Below are 24,696 nucleotides of genomic sequence, written 5' to 3'. Positions count from 1 at the left end.
TTGGAGATTTGTCATGACTGCCCATCATGCCGCCGACGTCGCATCGGGCGCGGCCTATCGGGAGCCCGTTACCGCGGTTCAACAGTGCCTTGTGGAACACCGCAAGGCGTATCTGCGCTATTTCCGGTGGCGGCTCAATCGGCCAGAAGATGCCGACGACGCCTTTCAGGAACTCTGTTTGAAGGCCTTGCGCTGCAATGGCGCGCCTGACGACGTGCCCCATGCCGAGATCTGGCTGCACTGCGTCATGCGCTCGGTGCTTGTCGATCAGTACCGGCGCCGCGCCGCCAGAAGGCGCGGCGAGGAGGCCTACCGCCTGGAACCGCGCGAGACCGAAACCGACCCGAGCGCGGACGGTTCGCCGGCCTGTCAATGCGTGAGCGCCGCGCTGGCGCGTCTGCGCGACGACCAGGCCGATTTGATCCGTCGCATCGACCTCAACGAGGAGGCTCGCGCCACCGTCGCCGAAGATCACGGTGTGACCCAGAACAATCTCGGTGTGCGGCTACACCGGGCGCGACAGGCGCTGAAGGAGGCGATCGCCGATATGTGTGCGACCTGCGGCGATGGCCGTTTCTCCGATTGCGATTGCTGAAACCGGCTTGCGGCTCGCCCCCCGGGGCGGGCCGCTGGGCATTCGGCCGCCACCCGACCGCAACCGACACTTCGGAAATCGGCTCCAAGTGACTGGCGTTCTTTTCTCGTTCAACCGACAATCCGAAGCGCCCTTGCTGCTTCATCGTGTTCAAAAGCGTCCGCATACACACGGACCTCGTCAGCCGACGATCCTTGATCGCGAAGAGCCTGTCTCCAGCCCTCTGCTATGATCTTCGCCATTTCCGAAATCTGGGCCTTCGCGCTTTCGCGTTTCACGTCGAAGAACTCGCAGGCTTCCAAAGCGATGTCGAGCGACGCATCGAACGAACCGCCCTGGATGATTCCTGTCTCCAATACGCGATGCCGCGACGGCGACGGGTTGATGTCGAAGGCCGGCGATAGCCGCCATCTGTCACCGCCCGCGTAGATGAAGCCGTGGTTCTTCAGGTGATCGTCCTTGTTCGACACGAGGATCGTGAAGACGATCCGTCGCCAGATTTCGTGCAGATCGTCGATCGGCTTGCTCGAAATCTGCCGGATCACATCGGCAATGTCTGTGTAGAACCCGCCCTCGTCGCTCTCCCAATCGAGTGCGGTTTTCGCGGAGATGTAAGGGATGCGCGTATTGCCGCGCCGATCGAACCGCTTAATGAGCGCGACCGGACTGTCGCTGTTCGCCAGTTCGAGCTTCGCCTTCGCGACCCGCAATCCGCACCTGGCCGCCAGCTTCAGCGTAGCGACCTCGACGCGCTCCACCGGTCTCGTGTCCTGGGCCGAGGTGAACTTCGCAATCCAGAGATGGCCATCACCCTCGACATTGGCTTTCGGCCGGGCGCCGCCAAGCGATCCCGCGACGCCCGCGAGATCGCGCGCCTCTTCTTCCGCCCCGCCGGGATCGCGTTCGAAACGCGCGGCGAGCGCCCGAAGCCGTTCCAGTTCGACGAGCCGAGGAATCGGCGGTGTCAGGTCCGACAGCGGCTCCATGTCGTCTCCGAGGAATCGCAAAGCGCCCTGGCGCGTGCGATCGTCTGACAGGACCAGATAGTCGAACTCGCTCAGCCCGCCGCCAAGCGCCCTCGCCATCAACCCGCGGCCCCATGAGTCGGGCGCGGCATCTGCAAAGCATCCAGGGAGCGCCGAGCGTTTGTCGTCCTTGCCGGAAAAGAAATGACCTCCTTCGCGCAGTGGCAGGCCCGGAGACAGCGCAAAGCGATCCGGCGCCGCCAGCCATTCGTCGGAATATTCGAACTGCGAGTGCTGGCGTCGGCCGTCGCTCTCGAAGCGCAGGCGACCAACGACCCGCTTGGCCTCCCCCAGGGCGACAATGGCTTCGGGCATCAGAAACCGACCCCTTCCTCGTCATCGTCTTCGGCGGCGGATGAGCTCTGAGGATCGTCGCCAGCTTTCGATCCCGCTTTTCGCTTGCTATCGATCCGTTTCGGGAGCGATTCACGGTCGAGAAGCAGTCCTGTGTCGTCCGATCCTGGGTCTAGGAATTCCGAGATGCGGTGGATCTCACCGAGAACGAGACAGGCCATCGCCAGCGTTCCAATGCTGACCCCGTCATCGCCTTTCTCAAGGCGCGCGACGGTGCTTTCGGACACGCCGATCCGTTCGGCGAATCCCTTCACCGAGATTCGCCGCTTCAAGCGCGCCGTCCTGATGTTGACGCCCAAGGCTTCTAGCGCCCGGCGTGCGCTCACAGAGTTCACTCTAACCGCCATATCTGACGTCCAAAATACGTTTACCCGTCAAATATGACGGTTAAAACATATACCGCTTGTATGCAACCCAATTCAGGCCGAGATACCGCTCATCCTAAAGCTGCACCTCTGCCTCGGACACTTCCCCGCAGATTGAAAGCCGAAGAACCGCAGGTTGGGAGAACCGTAAGGGGCAGGCGTCACCTGGCGTCAGCGATCAATCCGGCACCGTGGGTGATACCAAAGCTCAGACTTCAGCCGCCACGGTGTAATGATTTGTATCCTCGCCAAGGCAGATGGGGCGTCTCCCTGCGGGCCGGGCTGTCGGCGAAGCGGAAGCCACTGACGGATCTTCCTCCTCCCGGGCTTCCATCCCTGACGCGAGCGTCCAGGGGTTCCAGCCGTCCCGATATCTTCCGCATTCGTCAGCGCGAAAGAGTAAGAGGCCTGCGGCTGTCGCCGCGACGGGTTTGGAGGTCGAGAGAGAGGCTCTCGGGCCGCCCGTCATGGAGATGAGTCATGACTGCAATCGAAATCACGAACGGCCGCCCCGAGAGCGGCGGCTACAAGGTGGATGTGTCGCGCGGCGGGCACAACGGCCGGGTATCGTCCGAATGGTTTTCCCGGCCCGACGACGAGAGATATCTCTCGCTCTCGGACCTCTACGCCTCGGTGAAGGGCCGCGCCGAGCGCAGCCGCACGCGGACGGTTGAGAGCGCGGCGATCCGCGGCGAAGCCCATCGCGACGATCCGAAAAACTTGGCGCTCATATTGCCCGAAGCCGCGCGGCTCAGCCGGCTGTTCCACGACGCCAGCACCGTCGAGAGCGGCGGCATGCTCGATATCGCGGCGCCGACCGGGCCGCAGATCGATCCGCAGACGGTGTTTCCGACGGTCGCGCAGCCAGGATCGGAGCCCAACGCAGTCGAACAACAACAAGCGTTTCTCGCCCAGCCCGTCGACAGGCGCACGACCAGCGGCGAGCGTCTCACCGATCCCGTCAGCCCTTACGTGCTGCAGGCCGGTTCCGTCATTCCGGCCGCGCTGGTGACGGGGCTGCGCTCCGATCTCTCCGGTCAGATCGCCGCCCAGGTGACGCAGCACGTCTATGACAGCCCGACCGGGCGCTTCCTGCTGGTGCCGCAAGGCGCGCGGCTCATCGGCGAACATGACAGCCGGGTCGCCTTCGGCCAGCGCCGCGTGCTCCTGGTCTGGAACCGGCCGCCGCTGCCGAAGGCGTCTCCTGATCCGACAAAGGTGAGCTTCATGACAGGGCCCTCATGCTCTGGTCGCGCCTGGCCGCTGCCATTGTCTCACGCCCGCTCATGCCCGTCTCCGCACCCGCGCCTTCAGGCACACCATCATCGCCACCAGGACGACGGCGGCTGAGGCGAGCGCGGTCGTCGTGATCGTCTCGCCGAGAAAGAACGCCGGCCAGACAAGTGCTGCCAGCGGCAACAGGAGGTTGATCTGCCCGATGCGGGCGATGCCGCCGGCCGCCAGGCCACGATACCAGAAGATCGCCGCAAGAAACATGCTGACGATGCCGAGATAGGCCATCGACACCCAGCTCCACGGCGCCACCGAGGCAAGGTCCACGCCGCGCAGCGACCAGACGAGCGGGCCGGCGGCGAACGGCGTCAGAAACAGCATCGCCCAGCACAGGGTCGTTGTGCCGCCGAGCTCGGCCGAGACGCGCCCGCCTTCCACATAGGCCACGCCGAGGCACAGGAGCGCGAGAAGAAGCCAGCCGTCGGCGGCGCTGAAATCGCCGCCACCGGCGTCATGGGCGTAGGTGAGAACCGCCGCGAAACCGATTGCGCAGGCCAGCCAGAAGATCGGCGGCGGGCGTTCGCCGGCCCGCAGGACGGCGATGATCGCGGTCGCCGCCGGCGCGAGGCCCGTGACGACGGCGCCATGCACCGCCGGAACCGATTGCAGCGCCACCGCCAGAAAGAACGGATAACCCACCGCGAGCCCGAGCCCCATGACGGCGATGGCGAGGAGATGCCTTCGTTCCGGCAGCGCGGTCCGGCCCGTGAGAACGAGCGTGACGCCACCGAGAAGACCCGCGATCACGATGCGCGCGCAGGTGATCGTGAGCGGCGAGAAATCGGCGACCGCGACGCGGGTCGCGGCCAGCGTGCCGCTGAAACCGAGCATGCCAAAAAACCCGAAGAGGACGCCGACGGTCCAGGGCGCGGGTCGCGCACTCATCTCACGGCCGGCCGGTGAAGGGCGATGCCGGCCATGACGAGCGCGATCCCGACCAGATCGCGCGAGCCCGGAAGCTGGGCCAGCACGATGGCCCCGATCGCGGTCGCCGTCGCCGGCAGGAGCGCCAGAAGCAAGGCGAAGGAGGCGCGCGGCAGGCGCGCCATGACAAGCTGATCGCAGACATAGGGGATGACCGACGACGCCAGCCCGACGCCGATGCCCGCCAGAACGATCAGCGGCATGCCGAAGGCGCGGGCCGCCTCCAGAAAGCCGATGGGCATGAGAAGGACGAAGGCGATCGCCATGGCCGCGCCGAGACGCTCGACACCGCCGCCCGCGCCCGCTTCGGCCGCCCTGTGGCCGAGAACGATGTAGCCGGTGAAAAGGGCGGCGTTCAGCGCCGCCCAGAACAGGCCGAGCGGGTCCGAAGCCCAGGTGACGTCGATGAGGAGGACGACGCCGAACGCGGCAAGTGCGAGCGCCAGAAGGTTCCGCCGGGTCCTGAGGCCATGGAGCGCGACGATGAGCGTTCCGAGAAACTCCATCGCCGCGACGAGGCTCATGGGCAGTCTTTCGAGCGCCAGATAGAAGGCCATGTTCATGGCAGCGAGGCAGGCGCCGAGGCCCAGCAGCAACAGCCGCGTGCGTCCGTCGGCCTCGCGCAACGTCCTCCACGGCCGGGTCAGGGGCGCGAAGACCAGCGCCGCCGTCGCGATGCGGAACCACGCGATGCCGAGCACGCCGACGACGGGGAACAAAAGCACGGCGAAAGCGGGACCGAGATAGCGCGAGATTGCGCTGACACCGAACCATGCGAGCGGCGGCACCGCATTGGCGGCGCGGTCGAGCCCGGGGAACGGCGCGCGCGCGGAGACGGTGGGCGGCACCTTCATGCTCGACATCATGGAGGGTCTTGCGGCCTTTTCATATGCTCGAACTGCGTTATCCTGGGCCTTGATCGCAGCAATCGAAGGCCAGTCCTGTGAAACGCCTTGGATACCAAAACGGCATGCTCGACGCGGTCGACCGGAAGATCCTGACCCTGCTTGTCGAAAACGCCCGCACCACCACCGCCGAGCTGGCGCGCGCTGTTGGGCTGTCCGCCCCGAGCGTCGCCGAGCGGGTCCGGCGCCTCGAAGAGGCCGGCGTGATCGGCGGCTATACGGCCGAGATCGCGCCGGAGGCCGTCGGCCTGCCGATCTCGGTCTGGCTGCGCATCCGCCCCGTACCGGGCCAGCTGGAAAAGGTCGTCGAGATCATCCGGGACATCCCAGAAATCACCGAATGCGACCGGGTGACGGGCGAGGACTGCTTTCTCGCCCGCGCGCATCTGGCCTCCGTCGCCGAGATGGAGCGGATCATCGACCGGATCATTCCTCACGCGATGACGAACACCTCGGTCATCCAGTCCTCGCCGGTGAAACGCCGCCTTCCGCCCCTGCCGAACGGGCCGACCCGATGACGGCCAGGCGAGAGGCTCGGCGGTTCGTTGCGTGGACATTCTCATGCGGCGACCAGCGCCAGCCCGACCGAGGCGAGCAGCATCAGCGCGGTGACGCCCGTTGCGATCATCAAGAGCACCCCGGTCGTGCCGGCGACGATGCCGGCGAGATAGGGCAGGCCCGGCCGAAAGCCGAAAGCCGTGCCGATCCCGGCGAGGCTGAGCGTCGCCGGGCCCGGGCTGCCCATCAGCGGGAAAGCGGCGAGCCAGAGCAGGCCGAGCGCGTTTGCAAGATGCGGCAAATCCTCCATCATCGGGCCATGATCGCCGCCGCGCTTCCCCCTGTCTTGAACGATCGTGCGCCATGACCCGTCCCGGCGCCGGCCTGATCCGCTCCCGCCCCGTCGCGGCCGGGCTGGAGGTCGTCGAGACGGCGGGCCTGAGAACCGGCTACCGCCCCCACCGCCATGACAGCTATGTCATCGGGACGACGGCGCACGGCGTGCAACGCTTCCGCTACCGGGGCGAGGAGCGCCACGCATTGGCCGGCCAGGCCTTCATCCTCCATCCCGACGAGCGGCATGACGGACGGCCCGGAACGGACGATGGCTACGGCTATCGCGCGATCCACATCGCGCCCCGGCTTGTCGCGGAGGCCAACGGGCTGGGCCCGCTGCCCTTCGTCGCCAACCCCGTCCTGACCGATGCCGGGCTGATCGAGGCGATCGGCGTCCTGATCGAGGCGCGGGCCGATGCACCATCGGACATCGCCCTCGTCAGCGCGCTCGCCGATCTGGCGGACGCTCTGGAGCGCCTCGCGGGCCGGCCGCGGCGCCGGGCGCCGATCGCCGAGGAGACGCTGCACCGCATCAAGGCGGAGCTCGACGACACGCCCGGCGCCGCCGTCTCGATGTCGGCGCTCGAGACCGCCTACGGTCTCAGCCGCTTTGCGATCGCGCGCCAGTTCCGCCGGTACTACGGCGTCAGCCCGATGCGTTACGGTCTGATGCGGCGGCTCGATGTGGCGAAACGCCGGATTCTTGCGGGCGAAAGCCTGGCCGATGCGGCGCTCGCCGCCGGGTTCAGCGACCAGAGCCACATGACGCGGCACTTCCTGCGGGCCTTCGGCATGACGCCGGGACGCTGGCAGGCGCTCCACGAGAGCCGGTGAGCCGGCGCGTCAGCGCGGGCAGATGTTCCTGTTGGCGGCTACCATTATGCGATTGTGGTGGGGCGCGCCTTCCAGGGCCACCAAGTGACCGATCCCGACGGTCGCCAGCTTTGACAGTCCGTAGGCGCAAAGGCCGCTCGTTTTGCTAAGCCCCGCCGCTCTGATCGGTGTCGTGCTCTTCGATCTTCGACAGCAACTGCGTAAACAGGGCATCCCATTTCGCCTCATCGAGATCGACGAGGCCGAACGCCCGCAGCATGAACGCGCCTTCGCCTGCGAGAAGGGCCAATGCCGCCTCCCGGTCGGCGGGATCGGCCATGTCCAGCGGCGAAAGACGGTCGGTGTACCATTTGCGGGTGGCGGCGACCTGATCGGGGTGTTGCAACTGCGCGATCATCATGACGGCGGAACGCGAATACTCCGCGTCGTCGCTGTCGCGGGTCGCTTCCAGATGCGCGCGAATCACCGAGCGTGGGGATGTGTCGCCGCCTGCGCGGGCCATGACGTCGTGCTCGAAAGACCGACCCCAGCGCTCCACCATCGATCGGATCAGGTTGTCCCTGGTTCCGAAGCAATATTGCACGCCGCTTTTGGTCACCCCCGCTTCCTTTGCCACGGCATCGAAGCTCAGGGCGCCCGCGCCCGACCGCGTCACCAGCGCCTCCGCCGCGTCCAGAACCGTGTCCCGATCGATGCTGCGTGGGCGTCCGGCCATTTTGAGGCTTCCTTTTCTGTACGATCGTATTTATATCGTCCGAACGAGAGTGCAAACACACCACCGAAATCGGAACCGCAAATGGCCGACGCCAATCGCTGGCCCATACTGGCCATTGTCTCCAGCGCCTTGCTCATGATCGTAACCGACATGACGGTGCTTTATACGGCGTTGCCAACGCTCACGCTGGCGCTTGAAGCGACCGCCAACGAAAAACTCTGGATCATCAACGCCTATCCGCTCGTCGTCGCCGGCCTTTTGCCGGGGCTCGGCACGCTTGGCGACAAGCTTGGCCACAAGAAGATCTTCATTGCCGGCCTTATGGTTTATGGCGCAGCTTCCCTCGGCGCCGCCTTCGCGCCGTCTGCCGGGATCCTCATAGCATGGCGCGTGGCCCTCGCGGTCGGGGCGGCAATGATGATGCCCGCCACATTGTCGATCATACGGCTCACCTTCACGGACGAAAAGGAGCGCGCCTTCGCCATCGGCATCTGGGCCTCTGTCGCATCGGGCGGAGCCGCGCTCGGCCCCGTTTTGGGCGGTCTGCTGCTCGAATACTTCTGGTGGGGGTCTGTCTTCCTCATCAACGTTCCGATTGTGCTTGTCGCACTGTTGGCCGGCACGCTGCTATTGCCCGCCCGAGCCGGCGATTCCAGGCGGCATTGGGATTTGATCGGCTCCGTTCAGATAATGGTGGGTCTCATCGGCGTCGTCTTTGCAATAAAGGAGGCGAGCAGACAGAGCCCGCTATGGGCCACGGTCGTTGCCAGCGGCCTCATCGGCGCGGCAGCGCTTTTCCTCTTCGTGCAGCGACAGCGACGGAGCGCGGCACCGCTGATCGATTTCTCGCTGTTCACCAATCCGCGCTTTTCGTCTGGCGTTGCCACCGCGATGGTCGCTTCCGCTGTCATTATCGGTGTCGAGCTCGCGTTCAGCCAAAGATTGCAGCTGGTGCTTGACTATTCGCCTTTGCAGGCGGGGCTTCTCATCTTGCCTATTCCGGTCGCCGCTTTCATTGCCGGCCCGGTTGCGGGCCTGGTTCTGCCCTATGTGGCGCCGAGCCATTTTCTGTCGGGGACGCTGTTGACCACCGCCCTTGCCCTGGCCGCGTTTCTTCTTGTCCGCCATCACGAACCGACGATGTGGATTCTGCCGCTTGCCGTCATGGGCTTTGGGATCGGAGCGGCCATGACGGCGGCGTCGAACGCTATCATGCTCTCCGCTCCGGAGGAGCGCGCAGGCATGGCGGCCTCGGTCGAGGAAGTCTCCTATGAGCTTGGCGGCGCGCTGGGCATTGCCTTGCTCGGCAGCCTGATTTCGGTCCTCTATTCGCGCGCGCTCGTCCTGCCCGGACAGATTGAGATCGCCCCCCAGGCACGAGACAGCCTCGACGAGGCGCTCATGCTGGCGTCACGCCTCCCGATGAATGACGCCATCGAGGTAAGCGTCCTTGCCCGCTCGGCCTTCGACCAGGCGTTTACCGGCGTCATCGCGGCAGCGACCGCATGTCTGATCATTGTCTCGGTGTTCGTGTGGCATATCCGGCCCCGGCGATGATCCTACGCTTTCAGGAAGGCATCGAGACCAAATACACTTGGCTATCGGATGATCGAGGGACTGCCCATGAGAACGCTTCACCAGGGTCTCGACCGTCTCAATGGCTGGCTCGTCGCGCGGCGGCCGCAGGCGCCGGTGGCTTCCGCTTTCGGCGATCTCGCCGCGCTCGCGGCCCTTGAGCCGGGGCGCTGCATGCGCCGCCGGGCGCGGCGCGACTGACCTTGACCGACGGCGCGCCGGGGCTCGGCGGCGGCGATCGCTTTTCCTTTGAAAGCCCCGCGCCATCGGGCGATCCGGCCAATGACCTTGTGCACGGCATGCGATGGCGAGCCGGCGCAAAACCGTCCAAAGCCGCCGTGATCATGCTTCATGGCGGCTTCGCACCGTTCTTTGCCGCCGAAAAGCTGATCGCGCCGCCCTTCCTGAAGGCCGGAATCGATGTCCTGGCCCTCGCCCTGCCATTGCACATGGAACGGGCACGGGCCGGAGGCGCACGCAGCGTCGGTGTCGGCGGCGTCAGCCTTGGCGGGCTCGTCACCCAGCAGATCGCCGGCCATGCCGAGGCCTGGCCCGAGGTGATGCCCCGGACATGGCCTTCATCGGCGCGGGTTCAGGCCGCGTCGACGAGGTGGTCGTGATGGGCGATCTGTCCGCAAGGCTCTGCATGAGATGGCCGTCGGTCGACCCGCTGATCCGGCAATTGCTGGACGATCTGACGGCGCGACCCGCTTATGTCGTCAATCTCCGCTGGGACATCATCGCCTGGAACAGGGCGGCCGAGCGTCTGTTCGACTTCTCCGGCCGGGCGCAAGCCGACCGCAACTTCATCCGGTTGGTTTTTGCCGACCCGGAGTTCCGGCGCCGTTTGCCGGCCTGGCGCGAGGATGCCCCCCGACTGCTGGCTCAGTTCCGCCACGATCTCGCGTCGGCGCCGGACGATCCCGCCATGCTTCTACTGATCGACGAGATGAAGAAGGTCTCGCCAGACTTTCGGCGCTGGATCGAAAAACCAGGCATGGAGCGTTACGGATGGGGCGTCTCCATAGTGCTCGACCACAAAGGCGGGCGCCTGAGCTTCGACCACCAGATGCTCACGGTGGACGAGCACCGCCATCTCAGGATGATCGTGTACTTCGAGCAATGAGGGTGGCGCCCTATCTTCGGAGCACAGACAGACCGTCAGAAGTCTCATTGATGGCGAGCGTGCAGACTGCGCTATCGACCGACGAACGTCACCCGCATTAGAGCAGATTCCGATCATTCCGGTTCATAGCCTGCAGCGGGGAAGAAGCCCCGACAGTCTTGTGGGGTGACAGCGTCGATAGCATCTCGGAAGGCATCCCATAGAGAGGAGACGGTTCTGGCGGCGGCTTTCTTGAGCAAGGCCTCGATCTTCGAGAACGCCATTTCGATCGGGCGAAAGTCCGGGGCTGTACGGCGGCAGCCGCGTTTGCCAGAAAGGGCGAAGCTCGCGTTCGAAGATGGAACGACGCATCGCTCGCGTGCTGTCGGCCATCGGCGCCTTCTGAAACCAGCGCTCGCCGAACTCTCCGAAGCTCTTCGCCTCTTTCAGGCGCCGCTTCTGGCGTTGCTTCTCCTGCGCGGGCGAAAGGCCCTCGCCGACCATTCGTCGGGCGTCGATGCATTTCTCGCGCGCACGGGCCAGCGTGAGATCGGCAGGTCCGTAGCGGCCGAGAAGCACGGTCTCTCTTCGCCCGTTGAGGCGGTAATCGAGCCGGAACGTGATCCGGCCGGAGGGAGCGACGTGGACATATATCCCCTCGCGGTCGCTGACTTTGTAGGGCTTTGCCCTCGGTTTGAGGTTCTTGAGCGCAACATCGGTGAGCATGGCGGTTCCTTTCGCGAATACCGTCAGCTCAGTGCGGTGCCACCACCTCCTCATTTTTTCAGCGTTATCAATGTGATAAGCTAGAAAAACTACCGTCAACTGGGCTTGTGAGAATGGCGGTATGCCCGAAAAGCGAATGTGGCAAGCCCATCGCGGCCCATCAGCCGGCCCGTTGGTTCACTTCCCTGCAGGACGATAGTGGTTGAATGTGATGGAGCGTTTTATAATTTATATCAATGGGTTGAGAACGGCACTCCGATAGCCGCCGATCGTCTTCGGCGCTTCGGAATTATTCCCACTCGATGGTGCCGGGCGGCTTGGAGGTCACGTCGTAGACGACGCGGTTGATGCCGCGGACCTCGTTGATGATGCGGGTGGCGGCGCGGCCGAGGAATTCCATATCGTAATGGTAGAAATCCGCCGTCATGCCATCGACCGAGGTGACGGCGCGCAGCGCGCAGACGAATTCGTAGGTGCGGCCGTCGCCCATCACGCCGACCGTCTGCACCGGCAAAAGCACGGCGAAGGCCTGCCAGATGGCGTCGTAGAGGCCGGCCTTGCGGATCTCGTCGAGATAGATCGCGTCGGCCTCGCGCAGGATGTCGAGCTTGTCGCGGGTGATGCCGCCCGGACAGCGGATGGCGAGCCCCGGGCCGGGAAAGGGATGGCGGCCGATGAAATGGTCGGGCAGGCCGAGCTCCTTGCCGAGCACGCGCACCTCGTCCTTGAAGAGTTCGCGCAGCGGCTCGACGAGCTGCATGTTCATGCGCTCCGGCAGGCCGCCGACATTGTGATGCGACTTGATGGTGACGGACGGGCCGCCGGTGAAGGACACGCTTTCGATCACATCGGGATAGAGCGTGCCCTGGGCGAGGAAGTCGGCGCCGCCGAGCTTTTTGGCTTCCTCCTCGAAGACTTCGATGAACAGCCGGCCGATGGTCTTGCGCTTCTTCTCGGGGTCCGCCTCGCCCTCGAGCGCGCCGACGAACCGGTCGGCCGCGTCGACCAGAACCAGCGGCAGATTGTAATGTTCGCGAAACATGGCGACCACCTCGGCCGCCTCGTTCTTGCGCATCAGGCCGTGGTCGACCAGAATGCAGGTGAGCTGGTCGCCGACCGCTTCGTGGATCAGAAGCGCGGCGACCGAGGAATCGACGCCGCCCGAGAGCGCGCAGATCACCTTACCGTCGCCGACCTGGGCACGGATCGCGGCGACCGCCTGCTCGCGATAGGCAGCCATGGTCCAGTCGCCCTTCAGGCCGGCAATGTCGAGCACGAAATTGGCCAAAAGCCTGGCGCCGTCCGGCGTATGGACGACTTCGGGATGGAACTGGACCGCGTAGAAGCGACGGGCCTCGTCGGCGATCGCGGCGAACGGCGCGCCGCTGGAGGTGCCGACGACCTCAAAACCCGGCGGAATATCGGTGACGCGGTCGCCATGGCTCATCCAGACCTGATGGCGGGTTCCGGCGGCCCAAACACCCTTGAACAGCGCGCATTCCTGCTTGACGTCGAGAAAAGCGCGGCCGAACTCGCGGTGGTGGCCGGCCTCGACCGTGCCGCCAAGCTGGGCGCACATGGTCTGCTGGCCATAACAGATGCCCAAAACGGGAATGCCGGCCTCGAACACCGCGTCGGGCGCGCGCGGCGAGCCGATGTCGACGGTCGAATGCGGGCTGCCGGACAGGATCACCGCCTTGGGCGCAACGCGCGCGAAGGCCTCGGCGGCGGACTGGAACGGAACGATCTCGGAATAGACGCCGGCCTCGCGCACGCGCCGGGCGATCAGCTGGGTGACCTGGCTGCCGAAATCGATGATGAGGACGGTATCGGGATGGGTGGTCTCTGTCATGACAGGGAACTAGGCGGAATCGCACGGCCACGCAATGGCCGGGCACGGCAGGGCAGCCCTGCGCTCACAGAAATCGGCACTTGCTCGCCCACAGGCGTGCGGGATCGCTCGGCTTGGCAACCGTCAGCCGGCGAGGTTTTGCCTGCCCTGCACGGTCATCATGGTGCCGGTCATGGTGGCGACCAGCTTGGCCTCGCCGCCGTCGCCGAACGCATAGGCCTGGCCGTCGGCCACGATGATGGTGCGACCCGGCTTGGTGACGGAGCCGCGAAACAGGAAATGCTCGCCCTTGCCCGGCGCGAGCAGATTGACCTTGAACTCGATGGTCAGTACCGCCGCGTCGGCCGGCATCAGCGAGTAGGCGGCATAGCCGCAAGCCGAATCGAGCGCCGCCGAGATCACCCCGGCATGCAGGAAACCGTGCTGCTGGGTGAGCGCCTGGCTATAGGCCATCTCGATTTCGACCATGCCGGGCGTGACCCGGGTCAGTTCGGCGCCGATCGTCGTCATCGCCTGCTGGCGCGCGAAACTGGCACGCACCCGCTCTTCGAACCCGTCTTCCGGTACGATCATCGCTGCCATCTGCTGCTCCTTCGAGGCCCTCGGCCGACCCGGCACCGGCGCTGCGCGCCGCGTTCAACACTTTGCCGGCTGGCCATTGTCGCAAAGCAATTGCTGCATTGCAAAGGCGAAATGCTGCAACGCAATATCAAACGGCGTCTGCCCGTCAGCCCGCCTTTTGCACCATGGCGAAGAAGAATCCGTCCGTGCCGGTGAGCCGCGGCGACAGAAGCAGGCCCGGGTCGCTCGTGCGGCAATGCGCGGCGTGCGCGGCAAAGCGGTCGCGCCACAAGGCTTCGGCATCGACGGCTGCAAAATCCGCGTTCGCGTCCAGAAAATTCCGTATCTGGACGCTATTCTCCTCGGGAAAGATCGAGCATGTGATGTAAACGAGACGGCCACCGGGCTTCACGAACCGGCTTGCCCGCTGCAGGATTTCGACCTGCTCGGAAAGCCGCACCTCGACCTGGCGTGCCGTCAAGCGCCATTTCGCGTCGGGTCGGCGCCGCCACGTGCCCGAGCCGCTGCAGGGTGCGTCGACGACCACCAGGTCCATGCGCCCGGCAAGCGGCTCGAGCTCGTCCGCCCGCGCCGTCACCTGCACGTTGCGACACTCGGCGCGGCGCAGGCGCTCGAAGATCGGCGCCAGCCGGGCCTTTTCGGCATCGTAGGCGAAAAGCTGGCCGCCATTTTCCATCGCCGCCGAAAGCGACAGCGTCTTGCCGCCCGCGCCCGCGCAATAGTCCAGCACCTGCATGGCGGCGGTGGCGCCGGCCAGCGCGGCGGTCAGCTGCGAGCCCTCGTCCTGAACCTCGAACCAGCCCTTGCGGAAGCCGGGCTCGGCCTGGACATTAGGGTGGCGGCCGCTGCCGCGGATCGGCGGGATACGGACGCCATACGGGGCGATCCGCGCCGGCCCCGCGCCGCTGCGCTCGATCTCCTGCAGCACACGCTCGCGGCTTGCGCGCAGCGGATTGACGCGCAGATCGAGCGGTGGACGGGACGCAAGCGCCGCCGCCTCTTCGACCCAGTCTGCGCCGAACGCGGCCTGGATCGACGGGATGCACCAGTCCGGGCAGTCGGCCCGCACGGGGTCGGGCGCATCCTCGAGCCGGTTTTCCGCCAGTGCGCGGCGTTCCTCGTCCGTCAGGGGCGGCGGAGAAAAATCGTCCTTGGCCAGCGCCGCATCAATGTCGGCCAGGTTCATATCCCATTCAAGCAGCAGCGCGCCCAGCGCCAGGGCGCGCGGGGCGTCCGACTGGAACATCCACGCCGCCGAGCGGCGCCGACGCAACGCGTCATAGACGATATTGCCGATCGCGCCACGATCGCCGGACCCGGCGAAACGATGCGACAGGCCCCAATCCTTGAGCGCGTCGGCGGCAGGCCGATGGCGCGTGTGGATATCCTCGATGATTTCGATGGCGGCGGCGAGCCGTCCCCCTAGACGCATTCCGGTGTCCCCGATGTCGGCATACCCGATTACCGAGCGACCTAAACCATCTTGCCCGCAGGGTGAAGGGGGGTCGTCCAAGCTTGCCGACGGGCACGCCGAAAAACACGCCACACTGCAACGCGAAGGGCGCGGCCGAGGCCGCGCCCTTATGGTTCGTTCACGGTCGCGCCACCGCTGCCGACGCGAGGACGGCAACGCCGGCGCACGCCGGATCAGGCGAGATCGAACCGATCTGCGTTCATCACCTTGTTCCAGGCCGCCACGAAGTCGGCAACGAACTTAGCTTGCGCATCGTCCTGGCCGTAGACCTCGGCCAGGGCACGGAGTTGGGAATTCGACCCAAAGACCAGATCGACACGGGTCCCGGTCCATTTCAGTTCGCCCGTCTTGCGGTCGCGGCCCTCGAACGTGTCCTCGTCCTCGGAAACCGCCTTCCACTGCGTGCCCATATCGAGCAGATTGGCGAAGAAGTCGTTGGTCAGCGTTTCGGCGCGGGCGGTGAAGACGCCATGGCTCGACTGGCCGTGATTGGCGCCCAGCACACGCAGGCCGCCGACCAGCACCGTCATTTCCGGCGCGGTCAGCGTCAGCAGTTGGGCCCGGTCGAGCAGCATTTCCTCGGCCGGCACGGTGAACCGCGCCTTGAGATAGTTGCGGAAACCGTCCGCGACCGGCTCCAGCACATCGAAGGATTCCACGTCGGTATCTTCCTGTGCAGCGTCAGTGCGCCCCGGCGAAAAGGCGACTTCAACATCGTGGCCTGCGGCTTTCGCCGCTTTTTCGACCGCCGCGTTGCCGCCCAGCACGATCAGGTCGGCGAGCGAGACCTTCTTGTTGCCGCTCTGCGCGGCGTTGAAGTCGCTCTGGATGCCGGTGAGCGTGTCGAGCACCTTGGCGAGTTGGGCCGGCTGATTAACCTCCCAATCCTTCTGCGGCGCCAGGCGGATACGGGCGCCGTTGGCGCCGCCGCGCTTGTCGGAACCGCGATAGGTCGAGGCCGAGGCCCAGGCGGTCGAAACGAGCTCGGACACCGAAAGGCCGGAGGCGAGGATCTTGCCCTTCAAAACGGTGATATCCGCGGCGTCGATCAGGTCATGGTCGACCGGCGGGATCGGATCCTGCCACAACAGATCCTCGGCCGGGACTTCCGGGCCGAGATAGCGCGATTTGGGACCCATGTCGCGATGGGTCAGCTTGAACCAGGCCCTGGCGAAGGCATCGGCAAACTCGTCCGGGTTTTGATGGAAGCGCCGCGAAATCGGCTCGTAGATCGGGTCCATGCGCATCGCCATGTCGGCGGTCGTCATCATGGTCGGCACGCGCTTGGAGGGATCGTGAGCGGCCGGGGCGAGATCCTTGTCGGCCACGTCCTTCGGTTTCCACTGCCAGGCGCCGGCGGGGCTCTTGGTCAGCTCCCACTCATAACCGAACAGCATGTCGAAATAGCCGTTGTCCCATTTGATCGGATCGGGGGTCCAGGCACCTTCAAGGCCGCTGCCGATCGCGTCGCCCCACACGCCGGAGCCGAAGCTGCTCTTCCAGCCAAGCCCCATCTCGGCCAGGCCGGCCGCTTCCGGCTCGGGGCCGACCAGCGCCGCATCACCGGCACCGTGGCACTTGCCAAACGTGTGGCCACCGGCAGTCAGTGCGACGGTTTCCTCGTCGTTCATGGCCATGCGCGCGAAGGTTTCGCGGATATCGCGGCCCGAGGCGACGGGATCGGGCTCGCCGTTCGGTCCTTCCGGATTGACGTAGATCAGTCCCATCTGCACGGCAGCGAGCGGGTTTTCCAGATCGCGTTCGCCCGAATAGCGCTTGTCGTCGAGCCAGACGTCTTCCGCGCCCCAGTAAATGTCTTCCTCCGGCTCCCAGATATCCTCGCGTCCGCCGGCGAAACCGAACGTCTTGAAGCCCATCGATTCCAGCGCGACATTGCCGGTGAGGATCAGCAGGTCGGCCCAGGAAATCTTGTTGCCGTATTTCTGCTTGATCGGCCACAGCAGCCGGCGCGCCTTGTCGAGGTTCACATTGTCCGGCCAGCTGTTGAGCGGGGCAAAGCGCTGCGAGCCCGACGAGGAACCGCCGCGCCCGTCGCCGGTGCGGTAGGTACCGGCGCTGTGCCAGGCCATGCGAATGAAGAGCGGCCCGTAATGACCATAGTCGGCCGGCCACCAATCCTGGCTGTCGGTCATCAGCGCGTGAAGGTCTTTCTTCACCGCGGCCAGATCGAGCTTCTTGAACTCCTCTGCATAGTCGAATGCCGGGCCCATCGGGTCGGACAGGCTCGAATTCTGGTGCAGAATTTTCAGGTTCAACTGGTTGGGCCACCAGTCGCGGTTAGACCTGACACCAACGGAGGTGTGCAGGACGGGGCATTTGCCCGCGTTCTTGTCAGTCTTGGCGTCCATCTTGTTCTCCGATCCGATCTAAAATTCTTCCGATCATCCAGCGAGGCCTTCCGGCCTCCGCAGAACGATACCCTTGCCGATTCCGCCGACACGCCGCACGCCACGACCGGTCCTCACCGGGTTAGGCCCGCGGTCCCGTTGCCCACAGGCAAAGCCTTGCGCAAGCGGCAGGCCTGCGCGCCACGATGTCGCCCGGCGGACGATCGATCACGAATTTGGCCTCCCATCGCGACATTCTCGGTGTCGTCGAAACCGCACCGGATCAAGAGCCGGCAGCTTTCGTTGAATGGTTCTAAACTAGGCCGCATCTTTCATAGATACAAATTGCGTTTTCTATTCATTTTGATAATTTCAAATTATGATACGCTTGACGCTGCGCCAGATGGAATATTTTGAAGCGCTCGCCGAAACCCTGCATTTCGGCCGTGCCGCGGCGCTGGTCGGGGTAACGCAGCCGGCGCTTTCGGCACAGATCGCGGAAATGGAGGAAAAGCTCGGCTGCCGGCTCTTCGAACGCGGTCGCGCCGGCGTGCGGCTGACGGAGGATGCGCGCTCGCTGCTGCCTCGTTTCGCCGCGATGCTATCAGAAGTCCGCGACATCGAGGCGGCGACGCAGAGCGGCCGCCGGCCGATGGAGGGACGTTTCCGGCTCGGCCTGATCCCGACGGTCGCGCCCTATCTGCTTCCGCGGGTGCTGCCCACGCTGCAACGGCGTTTTCCGGACCTTCAACTCGAATTGCGCGAGGCGGTAACGGCGACACTGGTGTCGGAAACGTCGGTCGGCGGGCTCGACGCCTTCATTGCCGCGCTGCCGATCAAGGCGCCGGGCCTGGTGGCCGAACCGCTGTTCGAGGATCGCTTCTTTCTCGCCGCGCCGGCCGACGACCCGGACTTCGTCGCGCCGCCGGTACCGCCGGAAAGCCCGGCTCTGGAAAGACTGATGTTGCTCGAGGAAGGCCATTGCCTGCGCGAACAGGCGCTTGCCGTATGCGGCAGCGTCAAGCCGGTGGCGATGGCGAGCTACGGCGCAACCAGCCTGACAACACTCGTCCAGATGGTCGCGCACGGGCTCGGCGTGACCTTGATCCCCGAAATGGCGATCGCGGCGGCCGGCCAGACCCGCGGCCTCAAGGTCGTACCGTTCGCCGCTCCCATGCCCGCGCGCACCGTCTGCCTGGCGCGGCGCAAGAACAGCGCCAGGGCCGAGGAATGCCGAACGCTGGCCACGCTGATACGCGGCATCGTCGAGGCGGCGCCCGAGCGGGATCGACCTGGCTCAGACGAGCCCCAGAAGATGCAAGGCCAGCCACAACCACATCGCGCCGAGCGCGAGAAAGCCGAGGGCGAAGGCCGGCTGGCGGTGGCGGATACGGTTGGTGGTGACATGGATAACGGCGTGGACCACGCGTGAGGCAACGAACAGCCAGGCCAGAACCACCGCGACCAGCCCCGCGCCGCCGGTGACATAAAGCGCCAGGCATCCGGAATGGAACAGCACCGGCAATTCGAACTGGTTGGCCAGATTGTTGCGCACGAACTGGCTTTCGGGCGGCTCGACAACGTTCTCGCGGAACTGCGACGGTTTTGCCGAGCCCGCCTCGATGGCGGCGTAGCGGCGCCGGGCGATCAGCGCATAGATACAGTAGACCAGCACGACATGGGCAATCATCGGCCAGATGATGGCGGTCTGGTTCATGCGCGGCGCTCCTTCGCTGTAGGTCTCTCCCCAAGCCGATAGCACTTCCGGACCCGACATGCGACAGCCGCGAGAAACCCAATTGGCACGTCCTGCCCTGCCTGGGTTGACACCATCGCTATCATGTAACATTTATTGACACATGAAACGCGACACGCGGCTTTCCGCCATGCTTCATCTGCTGCTGCACATGGCAGACACCGACCGGCCGCTCAGATCGGCGGACCTGGCGCGCTTCATGCACGGCAACGCGGCCGCGGTGCGCCGCACGATGGCAGGCTTGCGCAAGGCCGGGATCGTCGTCTCCGAAAAGGGCCATGGCGGCGGCTGGCAGCTGGCGCGCGCGATCGAGGCGGTCACGCTTGCCGATATCCATCGCGCGCTCGGCGCACCGGATTTCTTCGCCTTCGGCAACCGGACGAGCCAACCGCGCTGTTCGATCGAACAGGCCGTCAACGCCGCGCTGGAAGATACGTTAAGCGACGCCGAACAGCGTATTCTGGAACGCCTTTCCTCCGTCACGCTGGCCGACGTCTTCGCCGATTTCCGCAACCGGTTCGACCGCTATCCGGGAAAGGGAGACTTTCATGTTTGACGTCATCATCGTCGGTGGCAGCTATGCCGGCATGTCGGCAGCCTTGCCGCTCGCACGCGCCCGGCGCAGTGTCGCGATCGTCGACGCCGGCGAGCGTCGCAACCGCTTCGCTCGCAGCTCGCACGGTTTTCTCGGCCGCGACGGCCATGCGCCCGAGGCGATCGCACGCGAAGCGCTGCAGCAATTGCTCGCCTATCCGACCGTGACCTGGCTCGAGGGCCATGCGACGACGGCATCGGGGGAGATCGACGGCTTCGAGATCACGCTCGCCGACGGCAGGCGGCTTGCCGGACGCCGGGTGGTGATCGCCTGCGGCGTCGCCGACATCCTGCCCGAGATTCCGGGCCTTGCCGCGCATTGGGGCGTCGGCGCGATGGCCTGCCCCTATTGTCACGGCTACGAGCTCGAACGCGGTCGCATCGGGGTTCTCGCGACCAGCCCGATGGCGTTGCATCAGGCGATGATGCTGCCGGAATGGGGCACCACCACGCTGCTCGCCAATGGCGCCGTCGTTCCCGATGCCCCGGAGATGGCGGAACTCGAGCGGCGCGGTGTCGCGATCGAGCCGGTCACCGTCGCGGAGATCGGCGGCGAGGCCGGCGCCCCGGTCGCGATCCTGCGCGACGGCCGACATCTTGCCTTCGACGGACTTTTCGTCACGCCGCGCACGCGCATCGCAAGCACCATCCCCGAACAATTGGGCTGCGCGCTGAAGGACGCGCCCCTCGGCCCGATGATCGTCACCGACGACACCCGGCAGACCACGGTGCCCGGCGTTTTCGCCTGCGGCGACGTCGTGCGCCCGGTCGCCTCGGTGGCGCTGGCGGTTGGAGACGGCGCCTTCGCCGGCACCGCCACGCACCGCTCGCTGATTTTTGAGACCGCCACCCAGCCCCGGGCAGCGTAAGCGCGGCTTTGTCAGCTCACGCCGGGATAGTTCGGGCTTTCGCGGGTGATGGTGACGTCGTGGGTGTGGCTTTCGCGCAGACCCGCGCCGGAAATGCGCACGAAGGTCGCGCGGCGGCGAAACGTCTCCAGATCGTGCGCGCCGACATACCCCATCGCCGCCTTCAACCCGCCGACGAGCTGGTGCAGGACGCCGCCGACCGGCCCTTTGTAGGGCACCTGGCCCTCGATCCCCTCGGGCACGAGTTTGAGCGTGTCGCGCACCTCGGCCTGGAAATAGCGGTCGGCCGAGCCGCGCGCCATGGCCCCCACCGAGCCCATACCGCGATAGGCCTTGAAGGAGCGGCCCTGATGCAGATAGACCTCGCCGGGGCTCTCCTCGGTGCCTGCGAGCAGCGAACCGACCATGGCCGCGCGCGCGCCGGCGGCCAGCGCCTTGGCCAGGTCGCCCGAATATTTGATGCCGCCATCGGCGATCACCGCAATACCCTGTCTGTCGGCTTCCTCGGCCGCCGCCATGATGGCGGAGAGCTGCGGCACGCCGACGCCGGCCACGATCCGGGTCGTGCAGATCGAGCCCGGCCCGATGCCGATCTTGACCGCATCCGCGCCGGCGTCGATCAGCGCCTTGGTCCCGTCCGCGGTCGCAACGTTGCCGGCAACGATGCGCACGGCGTTCGACAGTTTCTTGGCGCGCGCGACCGCATCCAACACGCGCTGGGAATGGCCGTGCGCCGTATCGATGACCAAGAGGTCGACGCCGGCGTCGATCAGCCGCTCGGCGCGTTCGAACCCGTCATCGCCGACACTGGTCGCGGCCGCGGCCCGCAGCCGGCCCTGCACGTCCTTTGAAGCGTTCGGATTGAGCTGCGACTTTTCGATATCCTTGACCGTGATCAAGCCGATGCAACGGCCGTGCTCGTCGACCACCAGCAGCTTTTCGATACGGCGCTGATGCAGGAGACGCTGGGCTTCCTTCTGGTCGACGCCGTCCTGGACCGTCACCAGGTTCTCGTGGGTCATCAGTTCCGAAACCTTCTGGTCCGGATCCGAAGCAAAACGGACGTCGCGATTGGTCAGGATACCGACCAGCCGCCCGGTGGTGTGGCCGCCAGTGCCGCCGCTTTCGACCACCGGAATGCCGGAAATGCCGTGCGAACGCATCAGCGCCTGGGCGTCGGCAAGCGTGGCGTCGGGGCCGATCGTCACCGGATTGACCACCATGCCGGATTCGAATTTCTTGACCTGGCGAACCTCCTCGGCCTGCTCGGCGGGCGTCAGGTTGCGGTGGATGACCCCAATTCCGCCGGCCTGCGCCATCGCGATCGCAAGGCGAGATTCGGTGACCGTGTCCATGGCCGCCGACAGGATGGGAATATTCAGATCGATGTCGCCGGCAATGCGGGTGCTGACGTCGGTCTGCCCCGGCAGCACGTCCGAATGGCCCGGCTGCAGAAGCACGTCGTCGAAGGTCAACGCTTCCAGACCCGTCACGCTTTCGATGATTTTCGCCATGGCCATTCCTTGAATGCTGAAACCGGCGCGGCCCCTTATGGCCACGCCGAGTCGTTGATTTCCCGTTCAGGATTGGCGCTGGCTGGTATCACGTCTGGATGACATTGAAAAGAAGCACGCAGACAGCTTGACGCATCGTGGTCCGGCGGCCGGCACGAAAAGGTTCCGCTTGCCGTGCCGGCCGCCGGAGGCCAAGATTTGGCCCACGTCAACCGGAGCCTTGGCGGGAAAGACCGGTCCATGAACGAGACGGCACCAATACGCGAACACGGGGACGCCGATCAGGCGATGCGGCGCGAACCGTTCGTCTTCACCGGGACCGCGCGCGAATATTTCGGTATCTGGCTGGTCAACGTGCTTTTGACGATTTTGACGCTCGGCATCTATTCGGCCTGGGCCAAGGTACGTCGCATGCGCTTTTTTCACGGCAGCACCCGTCTTGGCGATGCCAGTTTCGAATATCACGCCAAGCCCGGCCAGATCCTGCTCGGCCGCATCATCGCGCTGGCGCTGATCGCCGCCTACAATCTGGCGCTCTATTTTGCGCCCGGCTTCAGCATCGTCCTGGTAATCGGCTTCTTTCTCGCCCTGCCCTACCTCGTCATGCGCGGATTGCGCTTCCGCGCCCGGGTGACGAGCTATCGCAATGTCCGCTTCGACTTCGAGGGCGGGTATTGGGGCGCCCTGCTCGCCTATGTGGCAGGCGGCGTGCTGACCTGGGGTACGCTGGGTGTTCTTGCACCCGTCGCCTCGCGCTGGATCTGGAGCTATACGCTCGGCAATCTCACCTATGGCGGCCGGCCGATCGACTGCGATCCGCGCCTGGAGAAGCTTTTCGGGCAATGGTGGCTGCCGGCGATCCTGTTTGGCGGCGGTGGTGTGCTGTTCCTCGCCGGCTCGCTCGCGTTCGGCTATCTCTACGGCTCCCAACTCTCGGACCTCGTCGGCGGCGGCGGCGGCGTCGGCACGCTGACCGCCGGCGTGCTGGCGCTGATCTATGTCGGCTTCCTGCCGCTGATCCTGCTCTACGTGGTCGTCGGACTGCTCTACCACGCCGGCTCGCGCAACGTCGCCGTCAGCGAGACCGTCATCGACGGACGCCACGCACTCGCCTCCACGCTCGGGCGCTGGCGCTATGTCTGGATCTCGCTTTCCAATCTCGTCGCCACGGTGCTCTCGCTGGGACTGCTGCGCCCCTGGGCTGCGGTACGCATGGCGCGCTATCTCGCCGCCTGCACGGCGCTCGACACGGTCGGGGCGCTCGACAGCTATATCGACACGATAACCGATGAAGGGGCAGCCGTCGGCGCGGAATATATGGATGTGGAGGGGCTCGACTTTGGCTTTTGAACCCAAGGTAGCTGGCAAATGGCACGCCGCGCGCTCAGGGCGCGACATCGCGGCTGAGCTTTTTCTGACCGACGATGGCGACGTCGCCGTGCGCGACGCGCAGACCGGCGCAATCCTGGTGCGCAGTGCGCGATCCGACCTTCTCATATCGCGGCGCGTCGGCTCGGTGCCCCGGCGCATCGGGTTTTCCGACGACAGCGTGTTCGTGTGCCGCGACAATGACGGTGTCGACCGGCTGCTCGCCGACGTCGTCGGCCGCGGCTCGCGCTGGCTGGTCGAGATCGAGCGTTTTCGGCCGCGCCTGATCGTGCTGGTGGCCGCGGTCGTGCTTCTGGCGGTCGGCGTCTACCGTTTCGCCGTGCCGCTTCTTGTCGAGGTGGCGGTATTGGCGACGCCCGAGATCGTGCCCGAATTGATGAGCAAGGGCGCGCTCGCCTCGCTCGACGAGACCGCCTTTTCCGAAAGCACTCTGCCCGAACAGCGGCGTGCTCGGATCGCGACCGATTTTCTGGAACTCGCCGCACTCACCCCGCGCGGCGCATCGCGCTTCGACCTACAGTTTCGCAGCGGCGGATCGATCGGCCCGAACGCCTTCGCCTTGCCCAACGGCACGATCGTTGTCACCGACGAACTCGTCGATCTGGCCGGTTCGGACGACGAGCTCGTTCTCGGCGTGCTCGGCCATGAGATCGGTCATGTCGAGCACGATCACAGCCTGCGCCAGCTTTACCGCGCCGCCGGCGTCGTCGGGCTGATCATGGTGATCGGCGGCGATGTGGGGTCCGGCGTGCAGGATCTGCTGGTGCAGGGATCGGCGCTCCTGGCGCTTTCCTATTCACGCCGCCAGGAGCGCGACGCCGACCGCTACAGCGTCGAGATCATGGCGCGCGCCGGGCGCGACCCGGCCGCGATCGCGCGGTTCTTCGAGCTGATGCGCGCGCGTTTCGGCGATGCCGGCAATGGCGCGATCCTGACCACCCATCCTGCAACCGGCGAGCGGATCGAGGAAACCCGGCGCTACGCGGCCGAGATCGCGCGAAGCGGCGGCGTGGACCCGTCCAACTAGACTGCGGGTTTGACTGCGCCGGCTCACGGCTCTGTCCAGGC

Annotated in this window: 24 protein-coding genes and 3 pseudogenes; 13 read left to right on the top strand and 14 right to left on the bottom strand. The window is 65.6% G+C overall.

All coding sequences use genetic code 11. The annotated features are described in order from the left end of the window. Window positions 1–13: 13 nt before the first annotated feature. A complete protein-coding gene (locus tag EP380_RS02075; protein ID WP_106571386.1) occupies window positions 14–595 on the top strand; it encodes a sigma-70 family RNA polymerase sigma factor in 582 nt (193 codons plus the stop codon). A 110-nt stretch (window positions 596–705) separates the two neighbouring features. Here EP380_RS02075 and EP380_RS02070 read toward each other — a convergent pair whose 3' ends face one another. Both EP380_RS02070 and EP380_RS02065 read right to left on the bottom strand, forming a co-directional pair. After that, window positions 706–1,935, bottom strand: coding sequence for a type II toxin-antitoxin system HipA family toxin (locus EP380_RS02070; protein ID WP_127596060.1), 1,230 nt, complete (start codon window positions 1,933–1,935; stop codon window positions 706–708). Further along, window positions 1,935–2,273, bottom strand: a complete 339-nt coding sequence (locus tag EP380_RS02065; protein WP_164749720.1) for a helix-turn-helix transcriptional regulator — start codon at window positions 2,271–2,273, stop codon at window positions 1,935–1,937. Before EP380_RS02065 ends, EP380_RS02070 begins: the two co-directional genes overlap by 1 nt. A 546-nt stretch (window positions 2,274–2,819) precedes the next feature. Here EP380_RS02065 and EP380_RS23915 point away from each other — a divergent pair. Beyond that, window positions 2,820–3,689: a TrbI/VirB10 family protein gene (locus tag EP380_RS23915; protein WP_127596053.1), complete on the top strand. Its 870-nt coding sequence runs from the start codon at window positions 2,820–2,822 to the stop codon at window positions 3,687–3,689. On the opposite strand, the gene EP380_RS02055 is transcribed toward EP380_RS23915, so the two are convergent. After that, a complete protein-coding gene (locus EP380_RS02055; RefSeq protein WP_127596050.1) occupies window positions 3,624–4,517 on the bottom strand; it encodes a DMT family transporter in 894 nt (297 codons plus the stop codon). The two genes, EP380_RS23915 and EP380_RS02055, sit on opposite strands and share 66 nt — an antisense overlap. Continuing rightward, window positions 4,514–5,410 (bottom strand): EamA family transporter, encoded by an 897-nt coding sequence (locus EP380_RS02050; RefSeq protein WP_238719670.1) that lies wholly within the window; start codon window positions 5,408–5,410, stop codon window positions 4,514–4,516. Before EP380_RS02050 ends, EP380_RS02055 begins: the two co-directional genes overlap by 4 nt. A gap of 116 nt (window positions 5,411–5,526) precedes the next feature. Here EP380_RS02050 and EP380_RS02045 point away from each other — a divergent pair, with 116 nt between their 5' ends. Continuing rightward, the gene (locus EP380_RS02045) at window positions 5,527–5,979 is read left to right on the top strand and encodes an Lrp/AsnC family transcriptional regulator (protein ID WP_238719669.1); all 453 of its coding nucleotides are present in this window, start codon (window positions 5,527–5,529) and stop codon (window positions 5,977–5,979) included. Between the two features lie 41 nt (window positions 5,980–6,020). On the opposite strand, the gene EP380_RS02040 is transcribed toward EP380_RS02045, so the two are convergent. Then, window positions 6,021–6,272: a hypothetical protein gene (locus tag EP380_RS02040; protein ID WP_127596044.1), complete on the bottom strand. Its 252-nt coding sequence runs from the start codon at window positions 6,270–6,272 to the stop codon at window positions 6,021–6,023. Window positions 6,273–6,322: 50 nt separating this feature from the next. Between EP380_RS02040 and EP380_RS02035 the strand changes: the two genes are divergently transcribed. Beyond that, on the top strand, window positions 6,323–7,129 hold the full coding sequence (locus tag EP380_RS02035) for an AraC family transcriptional regulator (protein ID WP_127596041.1): 807 nt from the start codon (window positions 6,323–6,325) through the stop codon (window positions 7,127–7,129). A 145-nt stretch (window positions 7,130–7,274) separates the two neighbouring features. Here EP380_RS02035 and EP380_RS02030 read toward each other — a convergent pair whose 3' ends face one another. Further along, window positions 7,275–7,844, bottom strand: a complete 570-nt coding sequence (locus EP380_RS02030; protein ID WP_127596038.1) for a TetR/AcrR family transcriptional regulator — start codon at window positions 7,842–7,844, stop codon at window positions 7,275–7,277. A gap of 81 nt (window positions 7,845–7,925) precedes the next feature. On the opposite strand from EP380_RS02030, the gene EP380_RS02025 reads away from it, so the two are divergent. The 4 genes from EP380_RS02025 (at window position 7,926) to EP380_RS02015 (ending at window position 10,545) form a co-directional block, all read left to right on the top strand. Continuing rightward, window positions 7,926–9,401, top strand: coding sequence for an MFS transporter (locus EP380_RS02025; protein ID WP_127596034.1), 1,476 nt, complete (start codon window positions 7,926–7,928; stop codon window positions 9,399–9,401). Between the two features lie 66 nt (window positions 9,402–9,467). After that, window positions 9,468–9,620, top strand: a complete 153-nt coding sequence (locus EP380_RS23460) for a hypothetical protein (protein WP_164749718.1) — start codon at window positions 9,468–9,470, stop codon at window positions 9,618–9,620. Between the two features lie 2 nt (window positions 9,621–9,622). Continuing rightward, window positions 9,623–10,039, top strand: coding sequence for a hypothetical protein (locus EP380_RS02020; RefSeq protein ID WP_127596031.1), 417 nt, complete (start codon window positions 9,623–9,625; stop codon window positions 10,037–10,039). Then, complete coding sequence (locus EP380_RS02015; RefSeq protein WP_127596028.1) at window positions 9,991–10,545, top strand: MmyB family transcriptional regulator; 555 nt, start codon at window positions 9,991–9,993, stop codon at window positions 10,543–10,545. Before EP380_RS02020 ends, EP380_RS02015 begins: the two co-directional genes overlap by 49 nt. A gap of 113 nt (window positions 10,546–10,658) precedes the next feature. Here EP380_RS02015 and EP380_RS23695 read toward each other — a convergent pair. The 6 genes and pseudogenes from EP380_RS23695 to katG all read right to left on the bottom strand — a co-directional run. Then, window positions 10,659–10,845: pseudogene (locus EP380_RS23695) on the bottom strand (IS630 family transposase); the annotation flags it as partial. Beyond that, a pseudogene (locus EP380_RS02010) lies at window positions 10,843–11,250 on the bottom strand (Arm DNA-binding domain-containing protein); the annotation flags it as partial. The pseudogenes EP380_RS02010 and EP380_RS23695, both read right to left, overlap by 3 nt. Before the next feature lie 289 nt (window positions 11,251–11,539). Continuing rightward, entirely contained in the window at window positions 11,540–13,102 is a 1,563-nt protein-coding gene (guaA, locus tag EP380_RS02005) for a glutamine-hydrolyzing GMP synthase (protein WP_106571387.1), read from the bottom strand. Window positions 13,103–13,225: 123 nt separating this feature from the next. Continuing rightward, complete coding sequence (locus tag EP380_RS02000) at window positions 13,226–13,684, bottom strand: PaaI family thioesterase (protein WP_106571441.1); 459 nt, start codon at window positions 13,682–13,684, stop codon at window positions 13,226–13,228. Window positions 13,685–13,829: 145 nt separating this feature from the next. Beyond that, window positions 13,830–15,116 (bottom strand): RsmB/NOP family class I SAM-dependent RNA methyltransferase, encoded by a 1,287-nt coding sequence (locus EP380_RS01995; protein WP_127596025.1) that lies wholly within the window; start codon window positions 15,114–15,116, stop codon window positions 13,830–13,832. Window positions 15,117–15,331: 215 nt separating this feature from the next. Beyond that, a complete protein-coding gene (gene katG / locus EP380_RS01990; RefSeq protein ID WP_106571389.1) occupies window positions 15,332–17,527 on the bottom strand; it encodes a catalase/peroxidase HPI in 2,196 nt (731 codons plus the stop codon). A 358-nt stretch (window positions 17,528–17,885) separates the two neighbouring features. Here katG and EP380_RS01985 point away from each other — a divergent pair. After that, window positions 17,886–18,770 (top strand): annotated as a pseudogene (locus tag EP380_RS01985) (hydrogen peroxide-inducible genes activator); the annotation flags it as partial. A gap of 33 nt (window positions 18,771–18,803) precedes the next feature. On the opposite strand, the gene EP380_RS01980 reads toward EP380_RS01985, so the two are convergent. Further along, on the bottom strand, window positions 18,804–19,223 hold the full coding sequence (locus EP380_RS01980) for an MAPEG family protein (protein WP_106571390.1): 420 nt from the start codon (window positions 19,221–19,223) through the stop codon (window positions 18,804–18,806). Between the two features lie 142 nt (window positions 19,224–19,365). Between EP380_RS01980 and EP380_RS01975 the strand changes: the two genes are divergently transcribed. Together EP380_RS01975 and EP380_RS01970 are read left to right on the top strand one after the other, a co-directional pair. Then, the gene (locus tag EP380_RS01975) at window positions 19,366–19,818 is read left to right on the top strand and encodes an Rrf2 family transcriptional regulator (RefSeq protein ID WP_106571391.1); all 453 of its coding nucleotides are present in this window, start codon (window positions 19,366–19,368) and stop codon (window positions 19,816–19,818) included. Next, window positions 19,811–20,725: an NAD(P)/FAD-dependent oxidoreductase gene (locus EP380_RS01970; protein WP_127596022.1), complete on the top strand. Its 915-nt coding sequence runs from the start codon at window positions 19,811–19,813 to the stop codon at window positions 20,723–20,725. The genes EP380_RS01975 and EP380_RS01970 overlap by 8 nt, the downstream gene beginning before the upstream one ends. An 11-nt stretch (window positions 20,726–20,736) precedes the next feature. On the opposite strand, the gene guaB is transcribed toward EP380_RS01970, so the two are convergent. Then, window positions 20,737–22,239, bottom strand: a complete 1,503-nt coding sequence (gene guaB / locus EP380_RS01965) for an IMP dehydrogenase (RefSeq protein ID WP_127596019.1) — start codon at window positions 22,237–22,239, stop codon at window positions 20,737–20,739. A gap of 240 nt (window positions 22,240–22,479) precedes the next feature. Here guaB and EP380_RS01960 point away from each other — a divergent pair, with 240 nt between their 5' ends. Then, window positions 22,480–23,589 carry a YjgN family protein gene (locus EP380_RS01960; protein ID WP_106571393.1) on the top strand — a complete coding sequence of 370 codons (1,110 nt, stop codon included), beginning with the start codon at window positions 22,480–22,482 and terminating at the stop codon, window positions 23,587–23,589. Continuing rightward, entirely contained in the window at window positions 23,579–24,655 is a 1,077-nt protein-coding gene (locus EP380_RS01955) for a M48 family metallopeptidase (RefSeq protein ID WP_238719668.1), read from the top strand. Before EP380_RS01960 ends, EP380_RS01955 begins: the two co-directional genes overlap by 11 nt. The last annotated feature ends 41 nt before the right edge of the window (window positions 24,656–24,696 follow it).

Source organism: Nitratireductor alexandrii (assembly GCF_004000215.1).
Lineage (GTDB): Bacteria > Pseudomonadota > Alphaproteobacteria > Rhizobiales > Rhizobiaceae > Mangrovimarina > Mangrovimarina alexandrii.
The sequence above is the reverse complement of the archived record's forward strand: the minus strand, read 5'-3'. Positions and strand labels throughout refer to the sequence as shown.

Bases quoted from the DNA above. Each gene is read 5' to 3' on its own strand.
- EP380_RS02035 (WP_127596041.1), top strand. From the start codon at position 6,323: ATGACCCGTCCCGGCGCCGGCCTGATCCGCTCCCGCCCCGTCGCGGCC.
- EP380_RS02050 (WP_238719670.1), bottom strand. From the start codon at position 5,410: ATGAAGGTGCCGCCCACCGTCTCCGCGCGCGCGCCGTTCCCCGGGCTC.
- EP380_RS01970 (WP_127596022.1), top strand. From the start codon at position 19,811: ATGTTTGACGTCATCATCGTCGGTGGCAGCTATGCCGGCATGTCGGCA.
- EP380_RS01960 (WP_106571393.1), top strand. From the start codon at position 22,480: ATGAACGAGACGGCACCAATACGCGAACACGGGGACGCCGATCAGGCG.
- EP380_RS01995 (WP_127596025.1), bottom strand. From the start codon at position 15,116: ATGCGTCTAGGGGGACGGCTCGCCGCCGCCATCGAAATCATCGAGGAT.
- EP380_RS02025 (WP_127596034.1), top strand. From the start codon at position 7,926: ATGGCCGACGCCAATCGCTGGCCCATACTGGCCATTGTCTCCAGCGCC.
- EP380_RS02070 (WP_127596060.1), bottom strand. From the start codon at position 1,935: ATGCCCGAAGCCATTGTCGCCCTGGGGGAGGCCAAGCGGGTCGTTGGT.
- EP380_RS02030 (WP_127596038.1), bottom strand. From the start codon at position 7,844: ATGGCCGGACGCCCACGCAGCATCGATCGGGACACGGTTCTGGACGCG.
- EP380_RS02040 (WP_127596044.1), bottom strand. From the start codon at position 6,272: ATGATGGAGGATTTGCCGCATCTTGCAAACGCGCTCGGCCTGCTCTGG.
- EP380_RS01980 (WP_106571390.1), bottom strand. From the start codon at position 19,223: ATGAACCAGACCGCCATCATCTGGCCGATGATTGCCCATGTCGTGCTG.
- EP380_RS01975 (WP_106571391.1), top strand. From the start codon at position 19,366: ATGAAACGCGACACGCGGCTTTCCGCCATGCTTCATCTGCTGCTGCAC.
- EP380_RS02075 (WP_106571386.1), top strand. From the start codon at position 14: ATGACTGCCCATCATGCCGCCGACGTCGCATCGGGCGCGGCCTATCGG.
- guaB (WP_127596019.1), bottom strand. From the start codon at position 22,239: ATGGCGAAAATCATCGAAAGCGTGACGGGTCTGGAAGCGTTGACCTTC.
- EP380_RS02045 (WP_238719669.1), top strand. From the start codon at position 5,527: ATGCTCGACGCGGTCGACCGGAAGATCCTGACCCTGCTTGTCGAAAAC.
- EP380_RS02015 (WP_127596028.1), top strand. From the start codon at position 9,991: ATGGCCTTCATCGGCGCGGGTTCAGGCCGCGTCGACGAGGTGGTCGTG.
- guaA (WP_106571387.1), bottom strand. From the start codon at position 13,102: ATGACAGAGACCACCCATCCCGATACCGTCCTCATCATCGATTTCGGC.
- katG (WP_106571389.1), bottom strand. From the start codon at position 17,527: ATGGACGCCAAGACTGACAAGAACGCGGGCAAATGCCCCGTCCTGCAC.
- EP380_RS02000 (WP_106571441.1), bottom strand. From the start codon at position 13,684: ATGGCAGCGATGATCGTACCGGAAGACGGGTTCGAAGAGCGGGTGCGT.
- EP380_RS23915 (WP_127596053.1), top strand. From the start codon at position 2,820: ATGACTGCAATCGAAATCACGAACGGCCGCCCCGAGAGCGGCGGCTAC.
- EP380_RS02055 (WP_127596050.1), bottom strand. From the start codon at position 4,517: ATGAGTGCGCGACCCGCGCCCTGGACCGTCGGCGTCCTCTTCGGGTTT.
- EP380_RS23460 (WP_164749718.1), top strand. From the start codon at position 9,468: ATGAGAACGCTTCACCAGGGTCTCGACCGTCTCAATGGCTGGCTCGTC.